Here is a 16,276-nt window from a genome sequence, read left to right as displayed (position 1 = left end):
ATGCCGGAGACCGCCGCTGCCGAGCCGTTCCGCTCGTCGATCATGCAGATCGAGCCGCAATGGATCGACTATAACGGCCATCTCAACATGGCCTATTACAACGTGATGTTCGACCGCGCGATCGACCAGATGTGGTTACAGCTCGGGATCGGGCCGGGCTACATGAAGGAGCGAGGCGGCTCGACCTTCACTGCCGAATGCCATGTGCGGTATCTGCGCGAAATCCACCTTGGCGATCCCGTGCAGGTGTCGGTCTGGCTGCTCGAAGCCGACGACAAGCGGCTGCATACGTTCCAGGAGTTGCGGCACGCGACCGAAGGCTGGCTGTCGGCGACCTCCGAAAACATGTCGCTCCACATCGACATGGGCTCGCGAAAGGTGGCGGCCTTTCCGCCCGATATCCGGCAGCGCATCGCAGCCGTCGTCGGCGCCCACGGCGCCCTGCCGCGGCCCGAGGGCATCGGCCGGAACGTGGCGATGCCCTCGAAGCGGTAGCTGAACAGCTCGCTCTAACCCCTCATCCTGAGGAGCCCGCGAAGCGGGCGTCTCGAAGGATGCAAGGCCACAGTCGGGCCTTCATGGTTCGAGACGCGCGTTCCGCGCTCCTCACCATGAGGATCACACCTATATCCTTCGTCCGCGCGCTAGTCCCACCACGGCCGAGACCAGGAACAGCACGACCGCGATGAAGAAGATGATCTTGGCGATCTCGATCGAGGCGCCGGCGATGCCGCCGAAGCCCAGGATGCCGGCGATCAGTGCGATAACCAGAAACGTCACAACCCAGCCTAGCATGGTCAAATCCTCGTCTTGATGTCTGTCTGCGTCGGCGCGGCTGGCCGCGCCACCTGTCCAGACAATCTCGACGCGGGAACGATGGTTCCGGCCCACGCAAGCTGGAAATTCGCCCTCGCGGAGGGAACAAATCGGCCCGCCGCGCACGTGGAAAACCTTGCCCCGACGCCCCATATAGGCAGCAATCCCTGTTAAGAAGGCTCCCTTCCACCACCCCGCGGTGCCATCGTGGGGCCAATGATTCGCATGACCGAGCCGAGCAAGATCACAAGCGTACCCGACCACCAGCCCGCAGCCGGCGGCATCGCCGCGCGTGCGCGCGCCTCCGTGGGCCCGAAATATCTGTCCGGGCTCAATCCTGAGCAGCGCGACGCCGTGGAGACGCTGGACGGCCCGGTCCTGGTGCTGGCCGGCGCCGGCACCGGCAAGACGCGCGTGCTGACCACGCGCATCGCCCACATCCTCAGCCAGGGCCGCGCCCGCCCCGCCGAGATCCTGTCGGTGACCTTCACCAACAAGGCCGCGCGCGAGATGAAGCATCGGCTCGGCCAGATGCTCGGCCATGCGGTCGAAGGCATGCCGTGGCTCGGCACCTTCCACTCCATCGGCGGCCGCATCCTGCGCACCCATGCCGAGCTGGCGCAGCTCAAGTCGAACTTCACGGTGCTCGACACCGATGACCAGGTGCGGCTGCTCAAGCAGCTTTTGCAGGCCGACAACATCGACGACAAGCGCTGGCCGGCACGCATGCTGGCCGGCCTGATCGACGGCTGGAAGAACCGCGGCCTGACGCCGTCGCAGGTGCCGTCAGGCGAAGCCGCCGTGTTCGCCAACGGCAAGGGCGGCAAGCTCTATGCGAGCTACCAGGAGCGGCTGAAGATCTTGAACGCCGCCGATTTCGGCGACCTGCTGCTGGAAGACATCCGGATCTTCCGCGAGCATCCGGACATCCTGCGGCAGTACCAGCAGCGCTTCAAATTCATCCTGGTCGACGAATATCAGGACACCAACGTCGCGCAATATCTGTGGCTGCGGCTGCTGTCGCAGGCGCCGACGGCTTCTTCCTTCGCGTCTCCCCGCGTGCGCGGAGAGGCCGCATCGCAAAGCGATGCGGGTGAGGGGGACTCTCCGCAGACTGAACTCGTGGAGACGGCCCCTCACCCCGACGCTCTCAGCGCGAGCGAAGCTCGTCGCGACCCCGCAAGCGGGGCGAGGGAGCAGATGCCCCACGTCAAAAACATCTGCTGCGTCGGCGACGACGACCAGTCGATCTATGGCTGGCGCGGCGCCGAGGTCGACAACATCCTGCGCTTCGACCACGATTTCCCCGGCGCCAAGGTCATTCGCCTCGAGCGCAATTACCGCTCGACCGGCCACATCCTCGCCGCCGCCTCGCATCTGATCGCGCACAACGAAGGCCGGCTCGGCAAGACACTGCGCACCGAGGACCATGACGGCGAGAAGGTCACCGTCACCGGCTCGTGGGATTCGGAAGAGGAAGCCCGCGGCATCGGCGAGGAGATCGAACAGATCCAGCGCCAGGGCGACAAGCTCAACGAGATCGCGATCCTGGTGCGCGCCTCCTACCAGATGCGCGAATTCGAAGACCGTTTCGTCACGCTCGGCCTGCCCTACCGCGTGATCGGCGGCCCGCGCTTCTATGAGCGGGCCGAAATCCGCGATGCGCTGGCCTATCTGCGCGTCATCAATTCACCTGCCGACGATCTCGCCTTCGAGCGCATCGTCAATGTGCCCAAGCGCGGCCTCGGCGACGCCACCGTGCAGATGCTGCACGACCACGCCCGCAAGCGCCGCATCCCGCTGTTCGAGGCGGCGCGCGCGGTGGTCGAGACCGACGAGCTGAAGCCGAAGGCGCGCGGAAGCTTGCGCGACGTCGTCGCCCAGTTCGACCGCTGGCGTGCCCAGCGCGAGGTCACCGCGCACACCGATCTCGCCCAGATCGTGCTCGACGAGAGCGGCTATACCGAGATGTGGCAGAAGGACCGATCGGCCGACGCCGCGGGCCGGCTGGAGAACCTGAAAGAGCTGGTGCGCTCGATGGAGGAGTTCGAGAACCTGCAGGGGTTTTTGGAGCACATCTCGCTGGTGATGGATCGCGACGGCGGCGCCGAGGAAGACGCGGTGTCGCTGATGACGCTGCATTCGGCCAAGGGTCTCGAATTCGACAACGTGTTCCTGCCCGGCTGGGAGGAAGGCCTGTTCCCGAGCCAGCGCACGCTGGACGAACAGGGCCGTGCCGGCCTCGAGGAAGAGCGCCGGCTCGGCCATGTCGGCCTGACCCGCGCGAGGCGCCGCGCAAAGATCTATTTTGCGACCAACCGCCGGATCCATGGCACCTGGTCGACCACGATCCCGTCGCGCTTCCTCGACGAATTGCCGTCCGCCAATGTCGAGATCACGGAATCCAAGGGCGGCTCGGCCTGGGGCGGCACCGGCGGCTACGGCGCCTCGCGTTTCGACGACATGGAGGCGTTCGGTTCCACCTATTCGACCCCGGGCTGGCAGCGCGCCCAGGCCAACCGGAACCGGGGCGGTGGACGCAGTGGCGGCGGCCAAGGCGGCTTCGAGGAACAAGCCTCGTCGTTCTCCTCCTCATCCGGCCCGGATTTCGGCAGCTTCTCCTCACGCCGCCGCGGGCCGATGACGATCGAGGGCGAGCTGGTCGCCAAATCCACCGGCACCACCTCGGAATTTTCCCTCTCCGACCGCGTCTTCCACCAGAAATTCGGCTACGGCCGCGTCACCAAGATCGACGGCAACAAGCTCACCATCGCCTTCGACAAGGCCGGCGAGAAGAAGGTCGTGGACAGTTTTGTGCAGCGGGCGTGACGCCTGATATGCCTCAGTACGTCGCCATCATCGAGGACGCCGACCCGGACGACGCCGTCAGCTTGTGGTTTCCGGACTTGCCGGGCTGCATTTCCGGCGGCGACGACGTCGACGAGGCCCTGGAGAGTGCGCCCGAGGCGCTCGCATTTTATGCGCAGGAGCTGAGCGCGGACGGCCGCCAGCTTCCCCCGCCGCGGACGTTGGACGAGCTCAAGGCCGACCCTGCTGTGGCCGACGACCTCAGGAAACACACGGTCGCCCTGATCGAATGGCCGCCCCTCCCTGAGGCCGAGTGAGGACTGTTCGCCGCACTGGCCGGACGTTCGACAGTTCTCGCCCGAACGCCCCTTGACCACCGCGAACTTCCCCGTATCAGATGCGCCCATGGTCCGGGGCTCCATCACACTGATCTTGCTGGCATTGGGGATGCCGTCGCTAGCGGCGGCGGAGACCATGAGCTTTGGCGATTCGATCGGGCTCCTGGCCAAGAGCTGCGGCGCGGAAATCGTCGCCAATTGCCGCGGCGTCAACCCGGACTCGACCCGGCTGAAAGAGTGCCTGTCCCGCAACCGCGACGTGCTCTCCCAGCAATGCCAGAGCGACTATCTCGGCGCCTTCGATGCCATCCAGAAGCGCGTCGCCGCGCGCGTCACGGTGGCGAACGCCTGCCAGCGCGAGATCGTCAAGGTCTGCGGCGGCTCGACCAAGGAGACCAGCAAGTCGATCCCCTGCCTGGTCTCGACGCCCAAGGGCATCAGCAACAACTGCCTGAAGGCCGTCGACGACGCGGGGTATCGGTGATGCGCGCGAACGGAATCGCCATCACGCTGGTCGTGGTCTTGGCCCTGCTCGCGGGCGCAGCAAGCGCGCAGACGGCGGCGCCGACCCGTGACGACATTGTCGGCAAGCTGAACCATTTCGAACAGGCCGCCGAGGTCGACCTTCCCGCGCTGAAGCAGCAGGTGATGGAGCGCGCCAAGGCCAGGATCAAGAACGATCCGGGTCCGGTGAACCGCCCGCTGATCGCGCCTGACCTCGCCAACCTGCCCGCCTTCAACGCGCAGATCCAGTTCGACGCCGACACGCCGATCATCCAGCCGGCGTCCTATCAGACCGTCGGCCGCATCGCGGACGCGCTGGTTAACTCCTCGCTGCTGCCGTACACGTTCCTGATCGTCGGCCATGTCGAATCCAATGCGAAAACGCGCGAGGCCAATGCGATCCTGAGCCAGCGACGCGCCGATGCGATCCGTGACGTCCTGGTGAACACGTTCAAGATCTCGACCAAGCGGCTGCATCCGATCGGCCTCGGCGAGGAGCAGTTTCTCGACCGTGCCAAGCCGACCTCGGCGGTCAACGGTCAGTTGCAAATCCTGACCTATGCCAAGGTGCCGGAGGAGGCGCCTGCGCATCCGGCTGCGGCGCCCGGGCCTGCGGCGAAAAAGCCCGCCAAGAAGCGCTGAGCAAGATCGCTTCCCCTGACGGAACTCTTTGAAGTTCCAACCGTTTTGCGGCCTGTCGAAAGCGCAACAGCCATGCTTTGCGCGACACGCGAGCCGGTTTGTGCACTGCCCTATCAGGTGCTATAGCCAGTTCTCGCCCTTCCCCGACCCCATGCTGCACGAGACCGAGATGGCTGGTTATTTTCAACGCCAACTGGCCGATTACGTCGAATATCATCGCGATCCCTGGAACTGCGCGATGCACGTGGTCGGAATCCTCCTGCTCTTCACCGGCGCCGTGCTGCCGCTCACCCTCGTGCGTTTTCCCATCTTCGGGATCGAGGTGAGCCTGGCCGTGGTTGCGGCCCTGCCGGTGCTGGTTTACTGGCTGATGCTGGACGCCGGGATTGGACTCGGCATCCTTGCCGCGATGACCGTGCTGCTTTCGGTCGCAACCGCAATCGGCAATCAGGCCTCGATCGTCATGATGTGGTCGATTTTTGCGGTGCTGATCGGATCTGGCGTCGCAGCGCAGATCGTGGGCCACAGGGTTTTCGAGGAACGGCAGCCGTCGATGGTCGACCACCCCGCGCATTTCCTGCTTGGACCGATGTTTGTCATGGCGAAATTATTCATTGCACTGGGCTTCCGTCGCGACCTTGCCGCGATTTTGGCGCCTGTTCCGACCAATTCCCTTTCAACCCGATAGCTCTAGAAGCGAAACAGCAAACCTTCTGCATGGCTCTCGTACTGGTTACCGGTGGCAGCGGCTTCATCGGACATCATCTCGTAGAAGCGCTCCGCGCCCGTGGGCAGCGGGTACGCGTTCTCGATGTCCGTGCGCCGGCCGCGGCGAACGCCGACGTTGAACACGTCCACGGCTCGGTGCTGGATGGCGCCGCGGTCGACGCCGCGATCGCCGGTGTCGATCAGGTCTATCACCTCGCCGGCCTGCCCGGTATGTGGGTCGCCAACAAGCAGGACTTCCACGACGTCAATTGCCGCGGCACCGAAATCGTGCTTGCCGCGGCGATGAGGCGCGGCGTGTCGCGCTTCCTGCACTGCTCGACGGAATCGATCCTGTTCCCCTATTCCGACCTCAACGGCGTTGCCGCAGAAGAGGCGCTGCAGCCGGCCGATGCGATGCCCGGCGCCTATACGCGGTCGAAGTCGCTCGCCGAGCACCACGCCGCGAAGGCGGCGGCCGCGGGCTTTCCGCTCGTGATCGGCACGCCGACCATGCCGATCGGTGCCGCCGACCACAACCTGACGCCGCCGACCGCGATGCTGTGGTACTTCCTCCAGAAGAAGGTGCAGCCGCATCTCAACTTCCTGGTCAATCTCGTCGATGTCCGCGACGTCGCGATGGGCCTTGTGCTGACCATGGAGCGCGGCCGCATCGGCCAGCGCTACATCCTCGGCGGCGACTGCGTCCCGCTCGGCAACATCCTGCGGATGATGTCGGCGATGAGCGGCCGCCGGCAGTTCCCGGTCGTCGTGCCCGGCAAGATCGCCGAGCTCTCCGCGATCATGCTCGAATCCATCTCCGATCGCATCACGCGCCGGCCGCCCAACGGCACCGCCGAGGGCGTGCGCATCGCGCTTGCCGCGAGCGACCTCTCGATCGGCAAGGCGCGCACCGAGCTCGGCTACGCGCCGCGCCCGATCGAACCGGTCTTGCGCGAAACCATCACCCATCTGCTCGCCCGCAACGGCCAGCGGCCCTCCGGCGCCATCGAGCATCACGCGCTTTCCTCGCGCGCGAGCTAAGGCCTCCGCCCAAACGCAAAGAACCTTCATGTCCTTCGATTTCAGCAAGCTTCTCTCCGTGGCCTGGGGTGGCTGGACCACGACCTGGCCGACCGAACTCCTGGCCTTGATCTGGCTCGCCTTTCTCGCCAGCTGGGTCGGCGCCTCGTTCTGGCAGGGCCGCACCCAGAAGCAGGTCATGACGCTGGAGTCGCAGCGCTATCGCCTGCCGATCCTGGTCGGCGGAATCCTGTACACGCCGTGGGTTGCACAGGTCCTGGGCTGGAAGCCGCTCTGGGTGCTCGGCAACACCGGCATCTACATCGCCGCGGTCCTCTCGGCCGCCGGCATCGCCTTCGCCTGGTGGGGCCGGCTGCATCTCGGAAAATTCTGGTCCAACACCATCACCCACAAGGAAGACCACCGCGTTATCGACACTGGCCCCTACGGCATCGTGCGTCACCCGATCTACACGGGACTGATTGCAGGCATGCTCGTCACCGGCATCGCGATCGGCCTCGTAACGACGATCCTCGGCGCCATCCTGATCTCGCTCGGCATGTGGCAGAAGGGCCGGATGGAAGAGGTGTTTCTGTCCAAGGAGCTCGGCGAAGACGCCTACGGCGCCTATTGCCGTCGCGTGCCGATGATCATTCCGTTCCTGTCGCCGCGGTGAAGCGTCCTGAAGGCGCGGTCGCTGCGTTCCGCTTTCTCTGCACGACGTTACTGCTAGTGTCGGACTTGCGCTCGATCCAAGCTTTACCATCAGTCGCTTGCTTGTCAGCCAAGCAAGCGACGATACGAAATATCTCGCAGGACGAGAGCGGGTCTGCGAGGGCATGCGGCCTAGCCCTAGCCGGGGTTCCAGAGGAGTGATGTCCGTAAACTGACAACGCTACGGAGAAGCCTATTATGCAGTTGTCAAAGGTCGCCGCGTTGGCGCTCATCGCTAGCTGTCCAAGCCTACTGTCTGTATCTCGGGCGGCGGCCGTTTCTGAATGCTCAATCTCTGGCACACTAGCGGATTGGGGCGAGAACTCGACGGCCGACATTGACCTCACGTCCGGAGGAAGTTGCCAATTTCCAATCCAGATGCGCGGCACGGTGAGTGGCTCGGACATCTCTCAAAAGCCGTCACACGGCAAGCTGAGAAGGCTCAACCTGTCTACGTTCGAAGGCTAAATATAAGGGTAGCGATACCTTTGCCATCAAAGCGACGGGGCAGGGACCGACAGCTTCTGGCATGTCGGTAATCACTGTGCACGCGACGATCAAATAGCGTTCCTCGCTCGATTGCATGGTGAACGCGGAAGCAACAGCCGCCCGATGTCTCGCGCCAATGGCACCACAATGAAAAGGGACCATCGGAGTAACCGATGGTCCCAAAAGCCTCAAAGGCTCTTCGCTGGCAAAGGCCTTGCCGTGTCTTGCCAAGTTGGGCTGCGAGCAGACTTGGCGGGCTGCTTGCAGGGTTGATGCTCGCTCTACGCTGGCCTTCTGGACCCTGGCCTCTTTGACGCTGGCCTTATGGACGCTGGTCCCGTCGGACACTGGTTGCCATGGGCTCTGGTCACGTCGGCGCTCGTCGCTCTCGGCGCTGGATGGTGCGAGAAACCGACTCGATCAACCAATGCCAATTGAACTGCCGACCCGACGAATAGTCTAGGTGTTGTTGTCTGTTCCTCTCGAAGAAATTTGGGTTAGCGAGGCTGCCAATTCCCGCATCGTTGGATGTCATTTCTAACGACGACCGGCAGCCCGCCGACCGAATTGCGAATGGCGCACGTCCTCGCGCTGGACCCGTCAGCGCGAGTTTTGCTTTTTCGGGGATCGCACCCTTCTGGCGGGCTTTGTCACTGCGATGTCAGCCACAGCAGGGTTTGCGACTGACGCCTCGAGAATTTCGTATTGAGCATGCATCCAATGGACTTCCGCCTTTCCGTCGGGTTGCCCATCGGCGACCCAGAGGTGGTAGGCGCGCTCGCGAATTGCCTCTTCCAGATTTGGCATGGGATTTTCCTTGCGAATGATCCGCCCGGCCCCAGCCAAAAGACTTGCTCTCGTAGGGTTAATGAAATCTTAACGGGGCAGCGGAAGCCAAGCGTCGCGCGGGTGCCGCTCAGGGGCGGTCGGCGCTCATTGCGAGAGATCTCGGCAGCGCTCGCGGACGCAGGTCGCAACGAACGGTAATCCGCATGCGGCGACCGGCATCAAACTCATGCTTACCGAGGGTCGACGAGGCCGTGCACGGGCCGCCTCTTTTGGGGGCTCGGGGCTCGATTGACACCAGCACAGCGAAACTAGTCAGTCGATTGGCGCGAGCCGTGCGTTCCACCGCGCCGCAAGGTTTTTGATCTGCTCGAAATGCAGGATCGCCGGTTCACCCTCGCGGACGATTGTCGTCCGCTTGCGTTCCTTGGGTGGCAACGTCATCGCGCGCGATACTGCCGCGCGCAGTTTCATCGAGCCGTGATCTGTCAGGGTGACGAGTTCTTCCGGGTCAAGGGCCATGGGTCCACGCCTATGCTACCGGCTGGCCCGCAAGCCAGCACACGCGCCCCGAATGCCCAATTCTCCAGATAGCCCAACATGGTTAATAGTCGTTATCGTTTGGCTCTGTCATTTGGATTGGCGCGCGGGTCACGCGGCGTCTTGTCCCGCAAGTAAAATGAGCCTCTCAGGCTGCACCAGCCCCTGTTTGGATCGAACCCAATCCCAGCCGATTTCAAATGCTAAAGGAGGTGGCTACCGCCAGGCTTGCAGCAGGGGTAGTTCGCCCGCTCCGCGCCTGCCCGCGCGGTAGCCCCCAGTGAGTCATTGCAGTCGCAATCGATCAGGCTACCGCTGCCAACCTGCCATCGGCATGCGGGTTTGCGCAAAGCAGACGCTTGCGAATGGCCTCTTCAACGAGCGCGAGCGCTTCCTTGGCTTGTCGCGCTTCGGCTTCCGCAACTTCGGCGCGAAGCTCTACGGCCGTCAACTTATCCTTTTGAGCTTCAATGCAGCACTGGGCTTGCTCCAGCGCTCGGCAAGCATCTTGCAGCTTAGTTTGGGTGGCTACGGTGAGTTCACGCTGTGCCCGCTCGGCGGCCTCCGCTCGCCCTTCGGCCAGCCGCAATCTTTCTATGGCGCTCGTGCAAAGTGATTGGGCACGGGCTTCGGTCTCGCGGGCGTGCTTCTCCATATCGCGGAAGACATCGGCCGCTTGATATACCAGATCGAGAGCTGTTGCTCCCTTGTCTGGTGCCAGCGGTGAGGGAAAGCTCAGGATGCCCTCATCCCCTCCAACTGGCGCTCTGGAACCACGCTGCGCCATGCAGTTCAAGCTCGTCGCGAACACATATACACGGGCAGTATCATGAATAGCTATGGTTAACGGATGGTTAAACAGTTGCATGCCTGGAGATGTCGTCACGGCGCGCGGCGGGCAATGGCACCGAAAATTAGTCAGTTCTTTGGGCGTGCCTAGCGTAGCAGCAGAGGCTCGCGCCGGCGGCTGGACCGGCACATCGGCCGCTGACTTTCCTCTCCATGCAAATTTGGTCGGCTGCCATTCCTCGGGAATAGGCGCTGATCGAGTTCCGTAACGGTTGACCTTTTTGCCGCTACCCAGTTGGATGCGCGCGCAAAAAGGCACGACGACATCCCATCGTGGATCTGGAGAGGTCGACGATAAGGTCTGAGCCCGCGCGGGGCTTTGGGCGATCCGTCGTTGGACTGTGCCGTACGTTCAACAGGGGATTTCCATGACCTTTTCCAGCATCTTCGCGCAGTTCGTCGCGCTGATCGGCGGTGCCGCGCTGCAATGGCGGCGGCTGTCGGGCACCGCGCCCGCGCCGGCCTGGGGCCAGGCGCCGGCGATTCCCGAAGCGAAGCCGCAGGGGGCGCTGCCGACCTTGAAGATGCCGACGGCCAGGGGCTGGAGCGAGGGCCAGAAGCCGACGGTCGCCCCCGGGCTCAAGGTCAATGCGTTCGCAACCGGGCTCGACCATCCGCGCTGGATCGAGGTGCTGCCGAATGGCGACGTGCTGATCGCGGAGGCGACGCAGATTGCGGGCGCGCCGAGGTCGGTGTTTCACTATGCGATGCAGGCGACGATGCGGCGCGCCGCAGCGCTCGGAGTCAGCGCCAACCGCATCACGCTCCTGCGCGACAAGGACGGCGACGGCGTCGCCGAAGTGCGCGGCGCCTTCATGGAGAACCTCAGCCAGCCCTTCGGCATGGCGCTGGTCGGCAACACATTCTATGTCGGCAACACCGACGGCGTGATGGCCTTCCCCTATGTCGCCAATGCCGACCGCATCACCGCGCCGGGCAAGCGGCTCACGACGTTCAAGCCGAGCGGCCATTGGACGCGCAGCCTGCTCGCAAGCCCCGACGGCAAGAAGCTCTATGCCGGTGTCGGCTCGCTCAGCAACATCGCCGAGATGGGCATGGAGGTCGAGGAAGGCCGCGCCGCGGTCTATGAGCTCGATCTCGCCGCCGGCACGCATCGCATTTTTGGTGCGGGACTGCGCAACCCGGTTGGACTCGCGTGGGAGCCCAATACGAACGTGCTCTGGACCGTCGTCAACGAGCGCGACGGTCTCGGCGACGAGACGCCGCCGGACTATCTCACCTCGGTGCGCGACGGCGGCTTCTACGGCTGGCCCTATTGCTACTGGGGCAAGACGGTCGACGATCGCGTGCCGCAGGATCCCGCGATGGTCGCCAAAGCGCTTCAACCGGACTACGCACTCGGCGGCCACACCGCTTCGCTCGGCCTGTGCTGGATGCCCGCAGGGACCCTGCCCGGCTTCCCCGACGGCATGGTGATCGGCCAGCACGGCTCGTGGAATCGCAGCACTCTCTCGGGCTACAAACTGGTGTTCATCCCGTTCGAAAACGGCAAGCCCTCCGGCCCCAGTCGCGACATCCTGTCGGGCTTCCTGTCCCCGGACGAGAAGGAATCCTACGGCCGTCCGGTTGGCGTCGTGATCGGACCCGACAAGAAGTCGCTGCTGATGGCCGACGACGTCGGCAACGTGATCTGGCGCGTCACGGGCGCGTAGAGGTTACGTCCCGACACAAAGCGTGGCGCGCTGCTTGCGTAGCAGCGCGATCACGGAGAGCGCCGTGATCAGGCCCGTCTTGGGATTCTCCGACGGGATGTTCTCGATCGACATCGAGAAGCGCGCCGAATCCGCCTCGACTTCGATGCGGTGAACGTTGCGCGTCACGGTCGGATCGGCCCAGATCTGCACGGAGGTGCGGTCCGGCCCGACGCCCGCGAGCGACAGCGCGACCGCGACGTTGAGATTGGCTGGAAAGCCCTTTGCGGCCTCGCGCGCGGTGCCCTCGAACAGTTTGAGCGGCTCGCGTAGATTGTCGATATCGATGTTGTTTTCGACGATGAAGGGCGCGCCCTTCAGACCGTCGATCGGCTTGCGCGTCACCATCTTCACCGAGTTGATGGTGCCGATTGCGGCGGCGTTGACGGCGTCCAGCCCGATCAGCGCTCCGGTCGGCACGATGATGCGGCCGCCATTGGCGCGGGCGAGATCGACCAGATCAAAATTGTCGAGCAGTCCGCCGACGCTGACGACGACGGCGGCCTTGCCGCGCTTCACCGCGGGCTCGACGATCGCGCGCAACTGGCCGCTCGGCGCGCATTCGACCACGATATCCGCGGCGTCACCGAGCTGATCGATCGGCAGCACGGATGGCGCACGACGCAGGCCGCCCAGAAACGCCTGATGCTTGGCGGGATCACGCACGGCGACAGCGGACAGCGTCAGCCCCTCGATGCCCTGATCGAGTGCGGTCGCGATCTTGGTGCCGATCGAGCCCAGGCCTGCGATGGCAACCCGCAATTCGTTCGAAGCTTTCTGTGCAGTCATCGCGTCCCACCTTCTCGCCAGGCCAATGTCATAGCCGCTCACGCCTCCCGCGCATAGCTGCGCAGGCGCGCCTCCAGCACCGCCAGCATGGCATCGCGGGCCGGGTCGCGCGAACCGCGCAGCCATGCGGCGGCAAGCGGCAGCCGGCCGATGGGGCCGCTCTGCTTCGGCCGCAGCGGCACGAAGCGCACGCCTGATACCGCCATCCGCGTGGTCCAGCGCGGCACGATCGCAACGCCGAGCTTCGTTGCCACCAGATGGATGATGGTCTGCTTCTCGTCGGCGACCTGCACGATGCGCGGCGTCAGCCCGGCCTGCTCGAACAGCTTGATCGTGAGGTCATGGCTGTGTGGCCGCGAGCGGCGGTCCGGCACCAGCATCGCCTCGTCGGCGATCTGCGCCAGCGTGATCGACTTGCGCTCGGCGAGCGGGTGGCGTTGCGGAAACGCCACGATCGCGGTCTCCTGGAGCAGATCGCGGAATTCGAGCCGCTTGTCCGCACTGTCGGGCGGGCGGACGAAGGCGAGATCCAGCGCGCCGGTCAAAATCTTCGGCAGCAGCCGGACGGTCTTGTCTTCGAGCAGCTGCACCGCGATCTCAGGATGCTTGTCGCGGAAATCGCGCAAGAGCGGCGGCAGCAATCCCGCTGCCGCGCTGTCGATGGCGCCGACCCGCAGCCGCCGCGCGGCGCCGGCACGCGAGCGGTTGCGCAGATTGCTCTCAACCGCCTCGACCTTGGCGAGGATGGCGCGGGCATCGCGCAGCAGCGTCGAACCGTCTTCCGTCAGCGACACCGCGCGCGTGGTCCGTGCGAACAGCCGCGTTCCCAGATCTTCTTCCAACAGCCTGATCTGCCGGCCGAGCGCGGAGGGCAGCATCTGGAGCTGCTGCGCCGCATGGCCGAAATGCAGCCGCTCGGCCGCCGCCACGAAGCATCGCAACTGATGCAATTCCATCCAAGGTCCTCTCGTCTCGCCAGGCGAGGATTATATCATTTTTTTGTATAAACCAGCGCCAATTGAGTATGCCTCCTTCCCCCGCCTAGGCTCGTTGCCGGCGTGGACCTCCGGGTCCGCCGATACAACAACAAACCGGAACTCGAGGAGGCCAGGGTGGCGAGCGAGATTCAGACGCGCGTGCTGCGCAAGATCACCTGGCGCATCGTTCCCTTCATCATGCTGCTGTACTTCGTGGCCTTCATCGACCGCGTCAATATCGGCTTCGCCTCGCTGACGATGAACAAGGACATCGGCCTGTCGCCCACCGTCTACGGCTTCGGCGCCGGCATCTTCTTCTGGGGCTATTTCCTGTTCGAGGTGCCCTCCAACATCATCCTGCACAAGGTCGGCGCGCGGATATGGATCGCGCGGGTGATGATCACCTGGGGCCTCGTGTCGGCCGCGATGGCCTTCGTGCAGGGCCCGACCAGCTTCTATGTGCTGCGCTTCCTGCTCGGCGTCGCCGAAGCCGGCTTCTTCCCCGGCATCATCCTCTATCTCTCCTACTGGTTCCCGGCGCGCCAGCGCGCCGCGGTGACCGCGCTATTCATGGCGGCGGCGCCGCTGTCGACCGTACTGGGATCGCCCGTCTCCGGCGCGCTGCTGGAAATGGATGGCCTGTTCGGCTTCAAGGGCTGGCAATGGCTGTTCGTGCTGGAGGCGCTGCCGGCCGTGCTGCTTGGCTTCGTTGTGCTGGCATTCCTCACCGACCGCCCGGAAAAGGCAAAATGGCTCGCGGACGACGAGCGGCGATGGCTGGTCGATGTCATGAATGCGGAAACCACCAGCAAGGCCGCGACCGCGAGCCACAGCATCTGGCGCGGGCTCGCCGATCCGCGCGTGCTGGCGCTCGCGCTCATCTATTTCGGCACCTCGGCAGGCCTCTACACGCTCGGCGTCTGGGCGCCGCAGATCATCAAGCAGTTCGGCCTGTCCACGCTCCAGGTCGGCTTCCTCAATGCGCTGCCGGCAACCGCCGCCGTCGTCGCCATGGTGCTGTGGGCGCGGCATTCGGACCGCACCGGCGAGCGCACCTGGCACGTCGTGCTCGCCTGCCTGCTCGCGGCCGTGGGGCTCGCCTTTGCCGGCCTTGCGACCGGCGTGGTCACCGTGCTGGTGGCGCTGGCGCTGGTGAACATCGGCATCTCCTCGGCCAAGCCGCCGCTGTGGAGCATGCCGACGCTGTTCCTGTCCGGCCCCGCGGCCGCAGCAGGGATCGCCACCATCAACTCGATCGGCAATCTCGGCGGCTTCGTCGGACCCGCCATGATCGGCTGGATCAAGGAGCAGACCGGCAGTTTTGTCGGCGGACTCTATTTCGTCAGCGGCCTGCTCGTTCTCTCCGCGGTCCTGACCCTGCTATTGTCGCGCGCGCAGACCGCGCCCGTCGAACCCGTCCCGCAATCCCACTGACATCTCAAACGGAGCATCTTCATGCGCACCCATTCGATCGCAGCAATTCCCGCCGACGGCATCGGCCCCGAGGTCATCTCGGCCGGAATCCGCGTGCTGGAGGCTCTGGCAAAACGCAGCGGCGACCTCGCCTTCAACGTCAAGACGTTCGACTGGGGCTCGGACTATTACAAGAAGCACGGCATCATGATGCCGGCCGACGGGCTCACCGAATTGAAGAAGTTCGACGCGATCTATTTCGGCGCAGTCGGTGCGCCCGACGTGCCCGACCACATCACGCTGTGGGGCCTGCGCCTGCCGATCTGCCAGGGCTTTGACCAATACGCCAATGTGCGCCCGACCAAGATACTGCCCGGCGTCGCCTCGCCGCTGCGCAATGTCGGCGTCGGCGATCTCGACTGGGTGATCGTGCGCGAGAACTCGGAAGGCGAATATGCCGGCATGGGCGGCCGTGCGCACAGGGGCCTGCCGGAAGAAGTCGGCACCGAGGTCGCGGTGTTCACCCGCGTCGGCGTCACCCGCATCATGCGCTACGCCTTCCAGCTCGCGCAGTCACGCCCGCGCAAATTCCTGACCGTCGTGACCAAGTCGAACGCGCAGCGCCATGGCATGGTGATGTGGGACGAGATCGCAGCCGAAGTTGCGGCCGAATTCCCCGACGTCACCTGGGACAAGATGCTGGTCGACGCCATGACGGTGCGCATGACGCTGCATCCGAAGAGCCTCGACACGATCGTCGCGACCAACCTCCACGCCGACATCCTCTCCGATCTTGCCGGCGCGCTCGCCGGCAGCCTCGGGGTGGCGCCGACCGGCAACATCGATCCGCAGCGCCGCTTCCCCTCGATGTTCGAGCCGATCCACGGCTCGGCGTTCGACATCACCGGCAAGGGCATCGCCAACCCGGTCGCGACCTTCTGGACCGGTGCCCAGATGCTCGAGCATCTCGGCGAGAAGGACGCGGCAATACGGCTGATGTCGGCGGTCGAGCGCGTCTGCGCGGCCGGCGTGCTGACGCCCGATGTCGGCGGCAAGGCGACGACGAAGGAAGTCACGGACGCCGTGATCGACGCGATCCACGGGACGAACGTGTAATCGCTACTCGACGTCATGGCCGGGCTTGTCCCGGCCATGACGAGTTGTGGATCAA

The 16,276-nt window shown here is 64.6% G+C and carries 17 protein-coding genes; 11 read left to right on the top strand and 6 right to left on the bottom strand.

Annotation, left to right across the window (positions count from 1 at the left end; genetic code table 11):
* Nucleotides 1-495, top strand: coding sequence for a thioesterase family protein (locus ACVJ5M_RS12560; RefSeq protein WP_063981578.1), 495 nt, complete (start codon nt 1-3; stop codon nt 493-495).
* 129 nt (nt 496-624) lie between these two features.
* Here the strand turns inward: ACVJ5M_RS12560 and ACVJ5M_RS12555 are convergent, their stop codons facing one another.
* Nucleotides 625-795: a DUF1328 domain-containing protein gene (locus ACVJ5M_RS12555; RefSeq protein WP_014493008.1), complete on the bottom strand. Its 171-nt coding sequence runs from the start codon at nt 793-795 to the stop codon at nt 625-627.
* Nucleotides 796-1,032: 237 nt separating this feature from the next.
* Between ACVJ5M_RS12555 and ACVJ5M_RS12550 the strand changes: the two genes are divergently transcribed.
* The 7 genes from ACVJ5M_RS12550 (at nt 1,033) to ACVJ5M_RS12520 (ending at nt 7,512) form a co-directional block, all read left to right on the top strand.
* Entirely contained in the window at nt 1,033-3,645 is a 2,613-nt protein-coding gene (locus tag ACVJ5M_RS12550; RefSeq protein WP_063981576.1) for an ATP-dependent helicase, read from the top strand.
* An 8-nt stretch (nt 3,646-3,653) separates the two neighbouring features.
* A complete protein-coding gene (locus ACVJ5M_RS12545) occupies nt 3,654-3,941 on the top strand; it encodes a type II toxin-antitoxin system HicB family antitoxin (protein WP_063981575.1) in 288 nt (95 codons plus the stop codon).
* A gap of 88 nt (nt 3,942-4,029) precedes the next feature.
* A complete protein-coding gene (locus ACVJ5M_RS12540) occupies nt 4,030-4,446 on the top strand; it encodes a hypothetical protein (RefSeq protein WP_063921531.1) in 417 nt (138 codons plus the stop codon).
* On the top strand, nt 4,446-5,108 hold the full coding sequence (locus tag ACVJ5M_RS12535) for an OmpA family protein (protein ID WP_063981574.1): 663 nt from the start codon (nt 4,446-4,448) through the stop codon (nt 5,106-5,108). Before ACVJ5M_RS12540 ends, ACVJ5M_RS12535 begins: the two co-directional genes overlap by 1 nt.
* Before the next feature lie 151 nt (nt 5,109-5,259).
* The gene (locus ACVJ5M_RS12530; RefSeq protein WP_063981573.1) at nt 5,260-5,796 is read left to right on the top strand and encodes an Mpo1 family 2-hydroxy fatty acid dioxygenase; all 537 of its coding nucleotides are present in this window, start codon (nt 5,260-5,262) and stop codon (nt 5,794-5,796) included.
* A 29-nt stretch (nt 5,797-5,825) separates the two neighbouring features.
* Entirely contained in the window at nt 5,826-6,857 is a 1,032-nt protein-coding gene (locus tag ACVJ5M_RS12525) for an NAD-dependent epimerase/dehydratase family protein (protein WP_063981572.1), read from the top strand.
* Nucleotides 6,858-6,885: 28 nt separating this feature from the next.
* A complete protein-coding gene (locus ACVJ5M_RS12520; RefSeq protein WP_063981571.1) occupies nt 6,886-7,512 on the top strand; it encodes a methyltransferase family protein in 627 nt (208 codons plus the stop codon).
* Nucleotides 7,513-8,639: 1,127 nt separating this feature from the next.
* Here the strand turns inward: ACVJ5M_RS12520 and ACVJ5M_RS12515 are convergent.
* The 3 genes from ACVJ5M_RS12515 to ACVJ5M_RS12505 all read right to left on the bottom strand — a co-directional run bounded on the left by ACVJ5M_RS12515 (nt 8,640) and on the right by ACVJ5M_RS12505 (nt 10,233).
* Nucleotides 8,640-8,846, bottom strand: coding sequence for a DUF2934 domain-containing protein (locus ACVJ5M_RS12515; RefSeq protein WP_071910441.1), 207 nt, complete (start codon nt 8,844-8,846; stop codon nt 8,640-8,642).
* Nucleotides 8,847-9,140: 294 nt separating this feature from the next.
* Entirely contained in the window at nt 9,141-9,347 is a 207-nt protein-coding gene (locus tag ACVJ5M_RS12510) for a hypothetical protein (protein ID WP_063981569.1), read from the bottom strand.
* Between the two features lie 322 nt (nt 9,348-9,669).
* Nucleotides 9,670-10,233, bottom strand: coding sequence for a hypothetical protein (locus tag ACVJ5M_RS12505; protein WP_245328559.1), 564 nt, complete (start codon nt 10,231-10,233; stop codon nt 9,670-9,672).
* A gap of 349 nt (nt 10,234-10,582) precedes the next feature.
* On the opposite strand from ACVJ5M_RS12505, the gene ACVJ5M_RS12500 reads away from it, so the two are divergent.
* Nucleotides 10,583-11,887, top strand: coding sequence for a PQQ-dependent sugar dehydrogenase (locus ACVJ5M_RS12500; RefSeq protein ID WP_063981567.1), 1,305 nt, complete (start codon nt 10,583-10,585; stop codon nt 11,885-11,887).
* 3 nt (nt 11,888-11,890) lie between these two features.
* On the opposite strand, the gene ACVJ5M_RS12495 is transcribed toward ACVJ5M_RS12500, so the two are convergent.
* Nucleotides 11,891-12,715, bottom strand: a complete 825-nt coding sequence (locus ACVJ5M_RS12495) for an aspartate dehydrogenase (protein ID WP_063981566.1) — start codon at nt 12,713-12,715, stop codon at nt 11,891-11,893.
* A 38-nt stretch (nt 12,716-12,753) separates the two neighbouring features.
* Complete coding sequence (locus ACVJ5M_RS12490) at nt 12,754-13,671, bottom strand: LysR family transcriptional regulator (RefSeq protein ID WP_063981565.1); 918 nt, start codon at nt 13,669-13,671, stop codon at nt 12,754-12,756.
* A gap of 156 nt (nt 13,672-13,827) precedes the next feature.
* Here ACVJ5M_RS12490 and ACVJ5M_RS12485 point away from each other — a divergent pair, with 156 nt between their 5' ends.
* Nucleotides 13,828-15,126 (top strand): MFS transporter, encoded by a 1,299-nt coding sequence (locus ACVJ5M_RS12485; protein WP_063986148.1) that lies wholly within the window; start codon nt 13,828-13,830, stop codon nt 15,124-15,126.
* A gap of 21 nt (nt 15,127-15,147) precedes the next feature.
* Nucleotides 15,148-16,221: a tartrate dehydrogenase gene (locus tag ACVJ5M_RS12480; protein ID WP_231143112.1), complete on the top strand. Its 1,074-nt coding sequence runs from the start codon at nt 15,148-15,150 to the stop codon at nt 16,219-16,221.
* Nucleotides 16,222-16,276: the final 55 nt, after the last annotated feature.

This window comes from Bradyrhizobium sp. S3.7.6 (assembly GCF_054061875.1).
The sequence above is the reverse complement of the archived record's forward strand: the minus strand, read 5'-3'. Positions and strand labels throughout refer to the sequence as shown.

What these genes read in the sequence shown, in the direction of transcription:
- ACVJ5M_RS12560 (WP_063981578.1), top strand. Translation starts at nt 1, where the DNA reads ATGCCGGAGACCGCCGCTGCCGAGCCGTTCCGCTCGTCGATCATGCAG.
- ACVJ5M_RS12555 (WP_014493008.1), bottom strand. Translation starts at nt 795, where the DNA reads ATGCTAGGCTGGGTTGTGACGTTTCTGGTTATCGCACTGATCGCCGGC.
- ACVJ5M_RS12550 (WP_063981576.1), top strand. Translation starts at nt 1,033, where the DNA reads ATGATTCGCATGACCGAGCCGAGCAAGATCACAAGCGTACCCGACCAC.
- ACVJ5M_RS12545 (WP_063981575.1), top strand. Translation starts at nt 3,654, where the DNA reads ATGCCTCAGTACGTCGCCATCATCGAGGACGCCGACCCGGACGACGCC.
- ACVJ5M_RS12540 (WP_063921531.1), top strand. Translation starts at nt 4,030, where the DNA reads ATGGTCCGGGGCTCCATCACACTGATCTTGCTGGCATTGGGGATGCCG.
- ACVJ5M_RS12535 (WP_063981574.1), top strand. Translation starts at nt 4,446, where the DNA reads ATGCGCGCGAACGGAATCGCCATCACGCTGGTCGTGGTCTTGGCCCTG.
- ACVJ5M_RS12530 (WP_063981573.1), top strand. Translation starts at nt 5,260, where the DNA reads ATGCTGCACGAGACCGAGATGGCTGGTTATTTTCAACGCCAACTGGCC.
- ACVJ5M_RS12525 (WP_063981572.1), top strand. Translation starts at nt 5,826, where the DNA reads ATGGCTCTCGTACTGGTTACCGGTGGCAGCGGCTTCATCGGACATCAT.
- ACVJ5M_RS12520 (WP_063981571.1), top strand. Translation starts at nt 6,886, where the DNA reads ATGTCCTTCGATTTCAGCAAGCTTCTCTCCGTGGCCTGGGGTGGCTGG.
- ACVJ5M_RS12515 (WP_071910441.1), bottom strand. Translation starts at nt 8,846, where the DNA reads ATGCCAAATCTGGAAGAGGCAATTCGCGAGCGCGCCTACCACCTCTGG.
- ACVJ5M_RS12510 (WP_063981569.1), bottom strand. Translation starts at nt 9,347, where the DNA reads ATGGCCCTTGACCCGGAAGAACTCGTCACCCTGACAGATCACGGCTCG.
- ACVJ5M_RS12505 (WP_245328559.1), bottom strand. Translation starts at nt 10,233, where the DNA reads ATGCAACTGTTTAACCATCCGTTAACCATAGCTATTCATGATACTGCC.
- ACVJ5M_RS12500 (WP_063981567.1), top strand. Translation starts at nt 10,583, where the DNA reads ATGACCTTTTCCAGCATCTTCGCGCAGTTCGTCGCGCTGATCGGCGGT.
- ACVJ5M_RS12495 (WP_063981566.1), bottom strand. Translation starts at nt 12,715, where the DNA reads ATGACTGCACAGAAAGCTTCGAACGAATTGCGGGTTGCCATCGCAGGC.
- ACVJ5M_RS12490 (WP_063981565.1), bottom strand. Translation starts at nt 13,671, where the DNA reads ATGGAATTGCATCAGTTGCGATGCTTCGTGGCGGCGGCCGAGCGGCTG.
- ACVJ5M_RS12480 (WP_231143112.1), top strand. Translation starts at nt 15,148, where the DNA reads ATGCGCACCCATTCGATCGCAGCAATTCCCGCCGACGGCATCGGCCCC.